This window comes from Halorubrum sp. Ea1 (assembly GCF_002252965.1).
GTDB lineage: Archaea > Halobacteriota > Halobacteria > Halobacteriales > Haloferacaceae > Halorubrum.
Window position 1 is genome coordinate 24813 of the sequence record NZ_NHPG01000013.1, and the last position, 13237, is coordinate 38049.

General features: G+C 65.6%; 15 protein-coding genes. 7 read left to right on the forward strand and 8 right to left on the reverse strand.

The genetic code is table 11. From position 1 onward, the window contains the following. Window positions 1-187: 187 nt before the first annotated feature. The 3 genes from DJ73_RS01810 to DJ73_RS01820 all read right to left on the reverse strand — a co-directional run bounded on the left by DJ73_RS01810 (window position 188) and on the right by DJ73_RS01820 (window position 2597). Complete coding sequence (locus tag DJ73_RS01810; protein ID WP_176451053.1) at window positions 188-658, reverse strand: sensor domain-containing protein; 471 nt, start codon at window positions 656-658, stop codon at window positions 188-190. Between the two features lie 80 nt (window positions 659-738). Then, window positions 739-1560 carry a CPBP family intramembrane glutamic endopeptidase gene (locus DJ73_RS01815; RefSeq protein WP_158217293.1) on the reverse strand — a complete coding sequence of 274 codons (822 nt, stop codon included), beginning with the start codon at window positions 1558-1560 and terminating at the stop codon, window positions 739-741. Window positions 1561-1682: 122 nt separating this feature from the next. Next, window positions 1683-2597 carry an alpha/beta fold hydrolase gene (locus DJ73_RS01820; protein ID WP_176451054.1) on the reverse strand — a complete coding sequence of 305 codons (915 nt, stop codon included), beginning with the start codon at window positions 2595-2597 and terminating at the stop codon, window positions 1683-1685. Between the two features lie 196 nt (window positions 2598-2793). Here DJ73_RS01820 and DJ73_RS01825 point away from each other — a divergent pair, with 196 nt between their 5' ends. Beyond that, window positions 2794-3150 carry a YbjQ family protein gene (locus tag DJ73_RS01825; protein WP_094557133.1) on the forward strand — a complete coding sequence of 119 codons (357 nt, stop codon included), beginning with the start codon at window positions 2794-2796 and terminating at the stop codon, window positions 3148-3150. Between the two features lie 263 nt (window positions 3151-3413). Here the strand turns inward: DJ73_RS01825 and DJ73_RS01830 are convergent, their stop codons facing one another. The 3 genes from DJ73_RS01830 to DJ73_RS20045 form a co-directional block, all read right to left on the reverse strand. Then, window positions 3414-4505 carry a PAS domain-containing sensor histidine kinase gene (locus tag DJ73_RS01830; RefSeq protein ID WP_094557134.1) on the reverse strand — a complete coding sequence of 364 codons (1092 nt, stop codon included), beginning with the start codon at window positions 4503-4505 and terminating at the stop codon, window positions 3414-3416. A gap of 260 nt (window positions 4506-4765) precedes the next feature. Then, on the reverse strand, window positions 4766-4912 hold the full coding sequence (locus DJ73_RS20040; RefSeq protein WP_158217295.1) for a hypothetical protein: 147 nt from the start codon (window positions 4910-4912) through the stop codon (window positions 4766-4768). A 22-nt stretch (window positions 4913-4934) separates the two neighbouring features. Continuing rightward, window positions 4935-5075, reverse strand: a complete 141-nt coding sequence (locus DJ73_RS20045) for a hypothetical protein (protein ID WP_158217296.1) — start codon at window positions 5073-5075, stop codon at window positions 4935-4937. Between the two features lie 78 nt (window positions 5076-5153). Here DJ73_RS20045 and DJ73_RS01835 point away from each other — a divergent pair, with 78 nt between their 5' ends. Then, window positions 5154-5936, forward strand: coding sequence for a methyl-accepting chemotaxis protein (locus DJ73_RS01835; protein WP_254921561.1), 783 nt, complete (start codon window positions 5154-5156; stop codon window positions 5934-5936). Between the two features lie 34 nt (window positions 5937-5970). Here DJ73_RS01835 and DJ73_RS01840 read toward each other — a convergent pair whose 3' ends face one another. Beyond that, window positions 5971-6276, reverse strand: a complete 306-nt coding sequence (locus DJ73_RS01840) for a putative quinol monooxygenase (protein WP_094557135.1) — start codon at window positions 6274-6276, stop codon at window positions 5971-5973. A gap of 312 nt (window positions 6277-6588) precedes the next feature. Between DJ73_RS01840 and DJ73_RS01845 the strand changes: the two genes are divergently transcribed. From DJ73_RS01845 to DJ73_RS01865, 5 genes are all read left to right on the forward strand, one after another. Next, a complete protein-coding gene (locus DJ73_RS01845; RefSeq protein WP_254921562.1) occupies window positions 6589-8154 on the forward strand; it encodes a methyl-accepting chemotaxis protein in 1566 nt (521 codons plus the stop codon). 120 nt (window positions 8155-8274) lie between these two features. Further along, window positions 8275-8640, forward strand: a complete 366-nt coding sequence (locus tag DJ73_RS01850) for a DsrE family protein (protein ID WP_094557137.1) — start codon at window positions 8275-8277, stop codon at window positions 8638-8640. A gap of 161 nt (window positions 8641-8801) precedes the next feature. Next, window positions 8802-11228 carry a PAS domain S-box protein gene (locus DJ73_RS01855; RefSeq protein ID WP_094557138.1) on the forward strand — a complete coding sequence of 809 codons (2427 nt, stop codon included), beginning with the start codon at window positions 8802-8804 and terminating at the stop codon, window positions 11226-11228. A gap of 91 nt (window positions 11229-11319) precedes the next feature. Next, window positions 11320-11751 (forward strand): helix-turn-helix domain-containing protein, encoded by a 432-nt coding sequence (locus DJ73_RS01860; protein ID WP_094524479.1) that lies wholly within the window; start codon window positions 11320-11322, stop codon window positions 11749-11751. Then, window positions 11744-12160 carry a helix-turn-helix domain-containing protein gene (locus DJ73_RS01865; protein WP_094527525.1) on the forward strand — a complete coding sequence of 139 codons (417 nt, stop codon included), beginning with the start codon at window positions 11744-11746 and terminating at the stop codon, window positions 12158-12160. The genes DJ73_RS01860 and DJ73_RS01865 overlap by 8 nt, the downstream gene beginning before the upstream one ends. 17 nt (window positions 12161-12177) lie before the next feature. Here the strand turns inward: DJ73_RS01865 and DJ73_RS01870 are convergent, their stop codons facing one another. Beyond that, window positions 12178-13119, reverse strand: coding sequence for a 2-dehydropantoate 2-reductase (locus tag DJ73_RS01870; RefSeq protein WP_094557139.1), 942 nt, complete (start codon window positions 13117-13119; stop codon window positions 12178-12180). Window positions 13120-13237 lie beyond the last annotated feature (118 nt).

Here is a 13237-nt window from a genome sequence, read left to right on the forward strand (position 1 = left end):
AGTACGGTGCCACGATGTTTCCCCACTCTCGTCGGCGATCATCCGCGAGGGCTCACTGTGTTTCGAGAAACACTGTAGCAATTCGGCCCGATAATCGTGCGGCCTGGTTTAGGATGTAGGTGGTAATCCCGAGGGCAATAATGCCGATAGGAACCGCTACGATCGCTTCCGGTAATGTATCGATCGTTCAGACGCCGAGTTGGATGCCGTCTTCAACGAGGGAATAGGTGAGTGGTGCCGTGAGCAACCCGATTGAGACGGTCAGTGTCGTCACTACGAGAGTAAAGGACGCGATGCCGACCGGGAACTTCAAAAGCAGATAGCAAAGCCCCACCCAAGTTGAACGCGCCGTCAGGCGAGTCCTCGCTCGCGACCAGATACCCTCGTCCACCCCGGTCTCCATATCGTCGGGTGCTTGAATACCAAGCCCAAGGAGGTTGTTTGCAAGGCGGCGTTCAAACGAGGCCAGCCGGCGACTCCCAATTACGACAGCGATCAAGAGCGGAATTCCGAGTAGCGTAACCCCGAGTCCGATGCCGAGTGTCAATCCAGTTGTTAGGACGACAAAATACAGTCTTCCTAAGGGGAACGTCAGCAGGAGATAGAGGAGATTTCGGTATGTTCGGGGGCGGATAACTGATCCGAGCGTCTGACTCAATAGTGACTGCTGTCGGCGATCCTCGGACGTGCTAACAGTTCGTGCAATGATGTTTTGTGGTATAACTTTGTACCCCAGTTCTATCCAGATGGCCGTTCGACAGCATCAGGACTGATCTCAGCTTCACCACCAGCTTGGGCGGCACGCCGGTCCTGCCAGAGGAGCCACATCCCCATCAGACCGACCACGACTGACAGGCCGAGATACGCGAGTATGAACGTCGTCGTTTCCTCAGCACCGATTGTGGCGGGGACCAGCGGAAGCGTGATGTCGGCCGCGACGTGCCAGACGACGAGCGGCCAGAGGCTCCCCAGTCGGAACGCAACAGCTGCCAGGCCGATCGCCATCGGAATCATCAGGACGACCCCGATCAGCCAGTCACCGACCGATGCACCGAATATCACCTGCGAGACGTGGGATAGCGCGAACAGTGCTGCAGTCACGAGGGCGGCAAACAATCGTCCCTTCGATTCGAGGGCGCGGAGTAACACTCCTCGGTAGAGGAGTTCTTCGCTGAGACCAGCACCCAGTGCGCTCCCGACGACGATGACGAGCAACGCGACCCATCCGGATAATGTCGCGCCCTCAGTGAGCGAAACGTCGGGAATGGCGATTCCGAACGCGAACGGGAGGGCCACGAACCCGAATAGCGGCACGAGATACACCAGCGCACGGCGATTGACCGGTGCGGCCAAGCGGATCTTGCCCCACCAGCCGAGCCACGCGACGAGCCCGATGACGAATGCGACCAAGATCCAGTTCGTGATCAAGGAGATGCCATCGAGCGTGAGGCTCGGGAATACGGCGCCCAGTATGTATCGCGTGGCGATGAATAAGGCGACGATGAACCCGAGGGTTCCGACCGCGAAGCTCAGCGGGCGACGCTCGACGAAGGTTGTCATATGAATAGAGACGTCTGAACAGCACAAGTGTTCTCGCACAGTACCCATCCGTGTTTTATATACTCGGTCTTCACCATCCATGCCGTCCGACAACGACAAGATGGGTATCTCGAGCGGGAAGCTCACTCCTCGTCAGGGCCAAACCGTTCATCCAGAAATCTCCGAATATGGTCGGTTACACGTTCTTGGCCTGGGAGCGAGAGGAAGTGCCGTTCGCCAGCCAGGGTGATACACTCGACGAGTGCTGGTAACGTCTGCTCGACACGTGGACGAATTCGACTCGCCGGGAAGAACGGGTCCCGTTCGCTCAAGATGACTAGGGTCGGCGTGTCGAACGCGGCCAGGTCTGCCAGGTCGTCCGGACCGGGGAATGAAGCCTGAAGATCGCCCGTCCGGAGTGCTTGCCCGACAGTCTCGATGACGACGTCGTCGACAGTTTCTATCGAATCGCTGAACATCGGGGCCAGGGCACGGCTCAATAGCCCTCGTCGTGGGACGACTCGATACGCCAGCGACAGAACGACGATTCGGGCGAGAGCCGACGAGAGGGGAGTACCGAACCCTGCGGGAGCGACCAGTACGGCTGCAGCGATTCGGTCAGGGGCGTGAACTGCCGCCTCCAAGAGAACTCCCCCACCGTGAGAGACCCCAATCATCGCTGCCCGATCGATTCCGAGGTCATCGAGCACGTCGACGACCCACGGACCGTACTCGTCGGGTTCGTGCGGGTCGCTCCAGCCGGGCTGTTCGGGCGTATCCGGCGCGATGAGGTAGTACTCGCTGGAAAGTTCCTGAACCCACGCGAGGGTCACCGGATTCGTGACGTTGCCGCCCTGGAACACCACTACCGGCGGTGCAGTTGCATCCCCAGCAGTCAGGACGTGCGTTCGGCCTGTTCTGGTCTCGATCCACCGGTCGGTAACGGGGACATCGAGGAGTACGCTGATGGCGTCGTCGTAGAGGTCCCCGAACCGAGACACCTTGGCAGGTCGAATACCGCCGTCGACCGAGCCAGCAGATTGCTCGGAAAACTCCATGCTACCAGTGGCAGCGGGTTCGCGACCAGAGCGAGGTCGTGTATTCATACTAGTGACACGTCGGGTGACGCGATATAGTTGCGTGGCCACTGGTTCGCATAGCGACCTGCCCGCCTCTATCGAGGCCGTAGCCGCGCTAGGTGAACGCATGGGTCACTACTGGTTTATCATCTCTGCCCCCCTCTTAGCGGTAGATATGTCCTCAGAAGGCGTTTTGACAGATGTAGAGCAGTCACTTGTCGCCACCGTCACGACCGAGACGGTCCCTGGCCACGAGATTGTGGAGGTGCTCGGTATCGCCCGGGGCAACACTGTCCGAGCACGGAATGTGGGACGCGATATCACTCAGGGGATTCGGAATCTCGCTGGCGGCGAACTCAAGGCCTACTCGACGTTGCTTGCCGATGCCCGAGATCAGGCCATCGAGCGGATGGAAGCGGACGCACTTGAGATGGGAGCGGACGCCGTCGTGAACGTCCGCATGGAAACGTCGGAGGTCACCCAGGGCGCGTCGGAAGTGATCGCCTACGGCACAGCTGTCAAACTCGCCTAAAAGACTCCCTGTCGCTCTGTCCCGGCCTACGATCTATATGCATTGAGAGCACCGGTCTCAACTATCAATTAGTATTGAAAAAACTCTCTCGCCGGTCCAGTTCGAATACACAGACGCCCGTGACCGCTCTCTCGAGTAACCGAGAGATACCCATTAACGAGACATATATCTCGCGGACAGTCACGGAAGGGACACGTTCGCCGCGAGTTCACGACATTTGCGGCAGCGGTGCGTCCGTCCGCGTCGAGGTGTCCGAGCCCGCGTCAGAGGTCAATTCCGCTGACTTCGAACCGGGCTCCGCCGCTCGCTGACGCTCCGACTCCGATCTCCCAGCCGTGGGCCTCCGCGATTTCGGCGACGATCGCCAGCCCGAACCCCGTTCCGTCTCCCGTCGTCGTATGACCCCACTCGAAGACGTCGTTCCTCTCGTCCGCCGGGACACCCGCCCCGTCGTCTTCGACGTAGAAGCCACTCCGGTCCGACCCGTCGAGCGTTCCGACCCGAACAGCCACCGACGACCCGCCGTGGTCGCTGGCGTTCTCGAAGAGGTTTACGAAAAGCTCGTGGAATCGGTCTCGGTCCGCTCGAAGGGTCGTCGAGGACTCGATCTCGAGCGTCGCCGGCGCCATGTCGCAGTCGACCCAGACGGTCTGCGCGACCGCCGCCAGATCGACTTCGGTCCGCTCGTGAATCAAGTCGCCTTCCCGGGTGAGCTGGAGGAGTTCCGACAGCATCTCTTCCATGCGATCGGCGGCGTTCTCGATCGCGTCGAAATGCTCCGAACCGCCGGTCTGTCTGGCGAGCTCCGCGTGCCCCTGAATCACTGAGAGGGGATTTCGGAGGTCGTGTGAGACGATACCGGCGAACCGGTCGAGCCGCTCGACCTTCTCTTCTAATTGCCGGCGGTTCCGGACGCGATCAGACACGTCCCGGAGCATCGCGACCATCTGCTTCGGTTCGGCGTCCGCCGCGGCATCGCCCCCGTCTGCCGGCTCCAGCGCCGCTCCGGATATCTCCGTCGGGACCTCGTCTCCGTCCTTCGTCAGGCACGTCAGGTCGTCGGTGAAGCCGGTCCCTTCCGTTTTGACCTGTGAAATAAACTCCTCGCGAACCCGAGCGATGTCGTCTGGGTGGATGGCTTCGGGGTCCATCGACAGGAGCTCTTCGCGGGAGTATCGCAGCAGCTCGCACGCCCTCGGGTTGACGTCGACGAACGACTCGGTCCCGAAGTCGACGATCATGACGGCGTCGTTGTTGTGCTCGAATACCTTTCGGTACCGCTCCTCGACGGACGACCGGCCGCCACCGTTTTCGCTCGCTTCGACGTCTCTACCCCCCGTCGGTTCGTTACCCATGTATCGGCTGTCCTCGTCTGAAATTCCAGTGTCTCATTCGGTCGATCGGGCCGCACGACGGCATATCACTCCCCGCGGCGGAAAGCCTGTTTTCCGTCACTCTGAAGCAGGTTCGTCCTCGGGTGAGATAATATTTCACAGGCCCGACGGGCGGGAGTCACTCGCGCCGGCCGATCGCCGGTGCCCCTCTCGAGGCGACGGTTCGGCTCGTCCCGGGTGTCGCGACTCCCCGTGGTACCACGGCATCGCGAACACTGGATTTATTCCGGCTTCCGAGCGTCGTCGTCGACGAACGTCTCGCAGGTGAGACAGTACTCGCGCTCATCTTTCAGCTCCGATGGCTCGATGATCGCGAGCCTGCTCTCCGTTTCTCGACCGCAGGTCGGACAGGTAGCGTCTCCGCTCATGGCTCGATCCGTTGGTCCAGCTCTACGCTTCGTCCCCGAAGTTCTCCTCGTACGCGTCGGGGTGATTCTCTTTGGCGTGATCTTTCAGCTGGTCGAGCGTGTCGAACGTCGCGCCGCAGTCACAGGCGTGGATATCGCCGTCGTCGTGATCGTGGTCTGACATCGTATCTGATAATGTGCGGACCACGATTAAATAGCCCCCGCGGAAGTGTACGCCAACCGCCTCGGCGGACGCATACTCATGAGTCGACAATCACGCGATCACAACGGAAGTGGAGGATCGGACAGGGCGGCGGATCGAGACGGGAAGACCCCGCTCTCGACGCTCACGGCCGAGCACGCGAAGCTCCTCTCGGAGATCGGGACGGAGTTGAGCGAGTCGAGCGACGCGATCGAGTCGCTGTCTCGCGGCGCCGCGGAGGCGAACGCGTCCAGTTCTGACACGGCTTCGCTGGCGGAGACGGCACGTGGATCGGCTCGGGAGGCGAACGCCGATGTCGACGAAGCGAAGGTCGCGGCCGCCGCGGCCGAAGAGAAGTTGGAGACCCTCCGCGAGACGGTCACCGAGATCGACGACATCGTCGGGATGTTGAACGAGATCGCCGACCAGACGAACATGCTCGCGTTGAACGCCTCGATCGAGGCCGCTCGCGTGGGTGAGGCGGGCTCCGGCTTCGCTGTCGTGGCGGACGAGGTCAAGGACTTGGCCGAACAGGCACAGGAGCGCGCGACGGAGATCGAGGCGACCGTTGAGGAGGTGCGATCGACCGCAGACGAGACGATAGATCAGATCGAAACGGTCGACACGCGTACCGACACCGCGGCGGCGTCGATCACGGACGCGGTTGACGACCTCGACGGGATCGCCGACAGCGCGGTTCGGACGTCGGAGAACGTCGACCAAGTGACCGAGACGACGCAGGCGTACGCGGACAACCTCGACGACATCGCTCGAGACGTGATCGACGCGATCAGTCAGGCGAACGAGCTGAACGATCGAACGGATGAGGCGACGGGTCGATAATTCGTCCGGCGACGAGTAACCGGCTACGCTCGCCTCACAGTTCCATCTCGGTCGCCGAGTCGACCTCGAACCGTGTGACCTCCGGCTCGCCGGCGAGCAGGTCTGGCAGCGCCGCCTCGAACTCTCGGAAGTGGTCCGTCTCCGAGTGCGCCTCGAACGCGGCCTCGTCCTCGTACCGTTCGAAGAACCGGACGACGTTCGGATCGTCCACGTCCGTCGCCGGTCGGTAGTCGATCACGCCCGGCTCGGCGCGGGACTGCTCTGCGAGGTCGGCGATCAGTTCGAGCGCCTCGGCGCGCTTGTCCGGGTCCAGCGGGAAGACTGCGTGTAACACGATCATGCGATCCCCGCTCGTCGGCCGCGACGAATAAACCCCCGTCGCGAGGGCGTTCGACTCGGGCAGACGGAAGTAACGGCTCGCGAGACAAACGCCTACGTGAGCCGCAAGAAATCCCGTTACGTCCGCGTTACGCGTGAGACCCGTGATTGATAACCGGCACCGACGAATTAAATCGAAGACCGTCACAGCCACCCACATGGACTCGCGACAGATCACAGGTTGCGTCCCGCTTGACCGTCGGTGGAGGTGGGGTGCGTGACGTCGGATCAAAGCCGCCGCGGAGCGGTTCGAAGCAGACTCGTCCCCGCCGTGGTGGAACAGAACCGACTCGTCAAGTTCGGCCTCTCGATCGCCTTCGTCATCGCCGCGATCGCTGTGACGGGCCTGTTTACGATCCGGCAGACGGCCGGGGTCGTCGACCCGGCCGCGCACGCGGCCGTAACCCGGAACATCCTCCTGATCATCGCCGTCGCCGTCGTCGGTCTCGGAGCCGTCGGGGTGGGACTCGCCCGCCCGACGATCCGCGAACTCGACGAACTCGGTCGACGGGCGGAGGCGCTTGAACACGGCGACCTCGACGTCGACCTCGAACCGAAGACGGACGACGAGATCGGCCGGCTCTACGAGTCGTTCGGCGCGATGCGAACCGCGCTCAGATCCCGGATCGAGGACGTGGAAGCGGAGCGCGAGCGCGCCCGCGAGGCGAAACGCGAGACGGAGCGGTTCGCCGACGCCCTGGAAACCCGCGCCGAGGCCTTCGCGGGGACGATGGGAGAGGCCGCGGACGGCGACCTGACCGCCCGGCTCTCGGTCGAACGCGACGACCCGGAGGCGCTCCGCGAGATCGCGGACGCGTTCAACGAGGCGCTGTCGGAGCTCGAGACCACCGTCTCCGACGTGCGCCGCTTCGCCGGCGAAGTGGCGGACGCGAGCGACGCGATGACGACGAGCGCGGAGGAGGTCGCCGCGGCCGCCCGCGAGACGAGCGGGTCGATTGACGAGATATCCGCCGGCGCGGAGAAGCAGAACGATCGGCTCGTCGAGATCGCCGGCGAGATGGAGACGATGTCCTCGACGACCGAGGAAGTCGCCGTTTCGGCCGAACAGGTCGCGGCGACGTCGGACCGGGCGACCGAACTCAGCGACGAGGGTCGGTCGGCGACGCGGCGCGCCGTCGAGGAACTCCACGCCGTCGAGGACCGCTCCCGCTCCGCGACGGAGGCCGTCAGCCAGCTCGAAGACGGGATGGAGCGCATCGGCGTCATCGTCGATACGATCACGGAGATCGCCGACCAAACGAACCTGCTGGCGTTGAACGCCTCGATCGAGGCGGCGCGGGCCGGCGAGGCGGGCCCCGGGTTCGGCGTCGTCGCGGAGGAGGTGAAGAGCCTCGCAGAGGAGACGAGCGAGGCCGCCGCGGAGGTCGAGTCGCTCATCGCGGAGCTCGAAGAGCGGACCGACGAGAGCGTGACGGAGATGGCGGCGATCCGGGAGCGGATCGACGCCGGCGTCGACACTGTGGAGGCGGCGGAAGCCGCGCTCGCCGACATCGACGACCGAATCACCGAGGCGGACGACGGGGTCAAGGAGATCTCCGACGCGATGGACGAGCAAGCCCGTGCGGTCAACGACGTGACGACGTCGGTGGACGACGTCGCCGAGATCAGCCAGCGGACCTCGACGAACGCCTCGTCGGTCGCGGCCGCCGCCGAGGAGCAGGCCGGCTCCTCGGACCGCGTCTCCGAGAAGGTGGAGGGCCTAGCGGATCGGACGACCCGCCTCCGCGAGTCGCTCGCGACGTTCCGGACCCGTGACCGGGGCGACATACCGTCGGCCGAGGGGCAACGCAGTGACGCGCCGTCGGCGGCCGACGACTGACGCCGCGCTGGTTGGGGCGGTATGTCTCGGTCTCCGGCCCTCTCCTCGCCGGTAACTGGGTCGTAACGAGGTAACTGAGTCCCCCGATAGCGTTTATATTGACTGCACCTGCGGGGCCGTATGGGAAAGTACGCGGTGTTGCTCAGTGCCGGTCCCGACAGGACCGGGAGCGCGCTTAACGGGGTAGAGTACGCGCTCCGGCTCGCCGACGACGGCCACGACGTGCGGGTGTACCTCGACGGCCGGGCGACCCGATGGCCGGGCGAACTGGCGACCCGAGCCGACCACCCGCTTCGCGACAACCTCGACCGGGCGGTGGCCGGCGATATCGAGGTCGCCGCCTGCGCGTTCTGCGCGGCCGCGTTCAATGCGACGTCGGGCTGTCGAACGGAGGGCATTCCTCTTCTCGGAACGGCTGGAGAAGAACACGGACCGGACGTCGCGGCCCTCGTCGACGACGGATACGAACTGCTCACGATGTCGTGAGGCCGGACCGACCCCGTTGTGGACGAGGGGCAGGTCCCCCGTCCCATCGGAGCGGCGACTCTCTCGTGCGGCTGGTTTCTTAAGCGAGCGCACCGAACGAATCAGACGAGAGACGTTCGAATGATCCACTCACGCCTCGCGTCCCGGCGCGCTCCGACGCCATGACGAGGACCTCCGAATCCGGTACCACGTCGGGCGACGAAGCCACCGTCTTCGAGCGCCTGTTCGAGCACACCCCAGACGCGGTCCTCGTCATCGACGCCGAGGCGAACCGCATCCTCCGCTGTAACGACCGGGCCTGCGAACTGCTCGGATACGATCGGGAGCGTCTCCTCGCACTCGGACCGCCGGACATCCATCCGCACGACTACGAGGTGTTCGAGGAGTTCGTCGAACGCGTCCGTGACAGCGGAAGCGGGTTCACCGCGGAGCTGTCGTGTCACACGCGGGACGGCGAAGTCGTCCCCGTCGACGTCACCGCGACGACCGTCCGGTTCGATGGAGACGACCGGATACTCGCGATCCTGCGGGACGCGTCGGCGCGTACGAAGCGCGAGCGGGAGCTACGCCGCCGGTCGGCGGCGATGGCCGCGGCCGACGACGGGATCGCCGTGCTCGACGGCGAGGGCGCGGTCGTCCACGCGAACGCGGCGTACGCCTCGCTGTTCGGGTACGACGACCCGGACGCTATGGTTGGCGCGACGTGGGGCGGGCTGTACGCGAATCCGGACCGATTCGAACTCGACTGCCGACCCGCAGTCCTCGAGTCGGGCGAGTGGCGGGGAGAATTAACAGTTCCGCGGCAAGACGGCGACGACGTGCCCGTCCGAGCGTCGGTGACTGGACTGGAGGACGGCGAGTTCGTCTGCGTCGCTCGCGACGTGAGCGAGGAGCGTCGCCGGGAACGCCGGCTCACGGGGTTGACGGAGGCGAGCCGCGACCTCCTCGCCGCGACCGACCGCGACGACGTGAGCCGGATCGCGATCCGGACCGTCGTCGATATCCTCGGCCACGAAATCGCCTGCGTCAGGCTGTACGACGCCGGCGCCAACGAGCTGGTTCGGACGGTCACGTCGGACGCGGCCGCGGAGCTCGTCGAGTCGGCGCTCGCGTACGACCTCAAATCGTCGAACGCCGGCGCGGCGTACCGGAGCGGGGAGACCGTCCGGAACGAGTCGCCGACCGACGAGGCGTACACGGACGACCCGTGTCGGGCCGAAGTCCACGTGCCGCTCGGCGAGTTCGGCGTCCTCAGTGCCTTTGACCGCGAGGAGCCGCTGACCGCGGTCGACGTCCGGCTGATCGAGCTGTTCGCCGGCGTCGTTCGTTCGGCGTTCACCCGTGCGGAGCGCGAGGAACGACTCCGGACCCGGCGGAGCGAACTGGAGCGCCGCCGCGAGGAGTTGGCGGCGGCGGACCGATTCAACACCCTCGTCACCGAGGTCATTCGCTCGGTCCTGCGAGCGACCAGCGGTGCGGCGGTCAGGCAGTCGGTCTGTGACGAACTCGCCGGCTCGTCGCTGTACGAGGCGGCGTGGATCGCGACCGTGGAGACGAGAGACGACGCCGACGCCGTGACGATCGACTCCAGTGCGGTCGCGACGGGCTCGTTCAGCGAGACCGACGAGGAGTCGTTCCTCACGTCGCCGTTCGCGCGCCGACTGGTCCGGAAGGCACACGACGCTGACACCGCGGTCGTCGAGCGCCGACGCTTCGAGTCCGAGAGCCGTGACGAAGCCGAGTCGGTCGCGGACGACGAGTCCATCGCCGCGGCGGTCCCCGTCGCCTGCGGCCGCCAACGCTTCGGCGTGCTCGCCGTGGCCGGGGCCGAAGAGAGCGGGTTCGCCGAGGCGACGCAGAGCGGCCTCGAACTGCTCGGTGAGACGCTCGGGTTCGCGATCATCGCCGACCGGCGCCGGAACACGCTGATCGAGAGCGACTCCGTCGAACTGGAGTTCTCCTTCGAAAGCCCGCTTGGGGATCTCTCAGCGGCGTTCGACTGCCGGTGTGATCACCTCGGGAGCGTCACCGACGCGGGCGACGCCCACGCCTACGAGACGCGGATCACCCACGGCGACTTCGCCGAGATCCGCGCGTTTCTCGACGACTACCCCGCGGTCCGAGAGTGTCGCCTCGTCGAGCGTCGCGGCGCGACGTGCGTCGTCGAGATCACGGTGGCGGGCGCCCCACCGGGGCTGCTTGCCGAGGCCGGGTTCAGTCTGGTGTCGTTACACGCGAGCGACGGCGACACGAGACTGATGGCCGAGGTCCCGAGCGACGAGGACGTTACGCGCGTACTCGACACGCTCTCGGAGCACTGGGACGGCGTCGAACTGGTCGCCAAGCGCCAGACCCCGACCCGCAGGGCGGACCTCCCGGTCCCGATAGACGGCGCGGCGGGCCTCACCGACAGGCAGCGGTCGGTACTGGAGACGGCCTACGAGGAGGGATACTACGACTGGCCCCGTAGGCACACGGCCGAAGAGGTTGCCGAGAGCCTCGGTATCGCCTCGGCGACGCTGCACCAGCACCTGCGCGCGGCGGAGCACACCCTCGTCTCGTCGTTCGTCGACGACGAGCGAGAGTGACGGAGTGACCCGGGACCCTATGTGTCTCGGTACCCCTCCACCGAGACACGTAGCGTGGGTGACCATACTACTGGGGAGTGACCCCAGAACCATGAGCACCGAACCGATCCCGATATCCCGTCTCGACGGCTCACACGAGCGCACGCAGCGCCTCCTCATCGAGGTCGCCGACGTCTTGGGTCACAAGTGGCATCCGGTCATCCTCACCCAACTGCTGAACGGGGAGCCGCACACGTTCAGCGAGCTCGGGGCGGCGATCGACGACGTGTCGAACAAGATGCTCTCGGACAGCCTCTCGACGCTCGAATCAGAGGGACTCGTCGACCGAGAGGTCGTCAGCGAGAAGCCGGTCCGGGTCCGGTACACCCTGACCCGCCGCGGGCGGGAACTAGAGTCGGTCCTCGATCCGATGCTCAGGTGGGGTCGCGAGCATCTCGCCGGCGATGTAGTCGACCGTCCGCGGGAGCCGGCCGGCCCGCGTCTCCCGGGTCGCCCCGGCGGGGAGGAGGTCGCCGATGAGTAGTCGCTCCGACCGCGGCGGCAGCGCGACCGCAGACGCTCTCGCGACGCGCGGGACCGGTGGCCGGTCGGACCGGGACGACGGGCTCGCAGTGGAGGAGCCCTCCCGCGAGGAGGTGCTCCGCACCGTGTTCGGGCTCGGCGGCCACGACGTCCGGACGTACGACGCGGTCGCCGAGTCGCCGGGATCCACCACCCGGGAGCTCGCCGACGACCTCGACCGCGACCGTAGCAACGTGAACCGGTCGCTGAACCGGCTCCGAGAGGCGGGACTGGTGACGCGGAACCGTCGCCTACTCGATGCGGGCGGGCACGTCTACCAGTACTCCGCCGTCGGATCGAGCGACGACGTCGTCGCGCGGGCGGTCGACCGCTGGCGGTCGGCCGCGCTCAACGCGGTTGTGTCAGAGTAGCGCAGTTTTCACAGCAGTCAGGAGTCGTCGGATTTGCTCGACTGGTTTCGCTGCGCCCACGGTTGCAGAACCGCGTAGACGGCCTCGTTCATCGGGACGGCGACGCCGTGCTCTCGACCCCGCCGGACGACCGCGCCGTGGAGGGCTTCGAGCTCCATCGGCTTGTCGTGCGTCATGTCGTAGTGGAGCGACGAGTACGAGTCCGCGCCGAGGCCCTCGGCGAACTCCATCCACCGGTCGACGGTCCCTTCCGGGAGCTCGATCCCGGCGGCCCGGCCGACCCGACACGCCTCCTGAACGATCCGTCGGTACATCTCCCGGGATTCCTCGTGGCTCCGTATCTCGCCGAGCGGGAGGCGCACCGCCGCGGTCATCCCGGCCTGGGCGCAGATGAACGCGGCCTTCTCCCAGAGATCGGTCCGTATGGCGTCGGACAGCTCGGCCTCCATTCCGTCGGCGCGGTCGCACCGCTCCAAGAACCGCTCGGCCCGGTCGCTGTGCGCGCCGTCCAGTTCGCCGAAGGTGAAGCTAGTCGGACCGCCGGTGTGTTCGACGACGCCCGGCTCCGCGATCGTCGAGAAGATGTAGGCGACACCGCCCATGACGTGCTCCCGGCCGATCTCGGCGGCGAGCGTCTCCTCGTTGTCGAGGCCGTTCTGCAGCGAGACGACGGCGGTGTCGTCACCGAGAAGTGGCCCAAGCTCACGGGCCGCCGCCTCGGTGTCGAATGATTTGACCGTGAACAGCACGACGTCGCAGCGGCCGACGTCGGCCGGGTCGTCGGTCGCGGGGAGATCCGCCGAGAAGTCCCCGTCGACGCTTTCGACGCGAAGGCCGTTGCGGCGGAGCGCGTCGAGATGGTCGCCTCGCGCGATGAGGTGGACGTCGGCGCCGGCCCGAGCGAGACGACCGCCGAAGTACGCGCCGACGCCGCCCGCCCCGTACACCGCGACCTTCACCGGCCCTCACTCTCCGTCGGAATCGGACTGGAGTCTGACATCGTTCGGTACGGTTCGGACCGGTCGTGTTAACCCTTGTCTACTCCCGCCGGTCGCGCAGTTTCCAGGTGGTTCGCCG

Excerpts from the sequence above, each read along its gene's own strand:
- DJ73_RS20045 (WP_158217296.1), bottom strand. The coding sequence starts at position 5,075 with ATGTCAGACCACGATCACGACGACGGCGATATCCACGCCTGTGACTGC.
- DJ73_RS01860 (WP_094524479.1), top strand. The coding sequence starts at position 11,320 with ATGAGCACCGAACCGATCCCGATATCCCGTCTCGACGGCTCACACGAG.
- DJ73_RS01850 (WP_094557137.1), top strand. The coding sequence starts at position 8,275 with ATGGGAAAGTACGCGGTGTTGCTCAGTGCCGGTCCCGACAGGACCGGG.
- DJ73_RS01815 (WP_158217293.1), bottom strand. The coding sequence starts at position 1,560 with ATGACAACCTTCGTCGAGCGTCGCCCGCTGAGCTTCGCGGTCGGAACC.
- DJ73_RS01835 (WP_254921561.1), top strand. The coding sequence starts at position 5,154 with ATGAGTCGACAATCACGCGATCACAACGGAAGTGGAGGATCGGACAGG.
- DJ73_RS20040 (WP_158217295.1), bottom strand. The coding sequence starts at position 4,912 with ATGAGCGGAGACGCTACCTGTCCGACCTGCGGTCGAGAAACGGAGAGC.
- DJ73_RS01820 (WP_176451054.1), bottom strand. The coding sequence starts at position 2,597 with ATGGAGTTTTCCGAGCAATCTGCTGGCTCGGTCGACGGCGGTATTCGA.
- DJ73_RS01855 (WP_094557138.1), top strand. The coding sequence starts at position 8,802 with ATGACGAGGACCTCCGAATCCGGTACCACGTCGGGCGACGAAGCCACC.
- DJ73_RS01840 (WP_094557135.1), bottom strand. The coding sequence starts at position 6,276 with ATGATCGTGTTACACGCAGTCTTCCCGCTGGACCCGGACAAGCGCGCC.
- DJ73_RS01865 (WP_094527525.1), top strand. The coding sequence starts at position 11,744 with ATGAGTAGTCGCTCCGACCGCGGCGGCAGCGCGACCGCAGACGCTCTC.
- DJ73_RS01830 (WP_094557134.1), bottom strand. The coding sequence starts at position 4,505 with ATGGGTAACGAACCGACGGGGGGTAGAGACGTCGAAGCGAGCGAAAAC.
- DJ73_RS01825 (WP_094557133.1), top strand. The coding sequence starts at position 2,794 with ATGTCCTCAGAAGGCGTTTTGACAGATGTAGAGCAGTCACTTGTCGCC.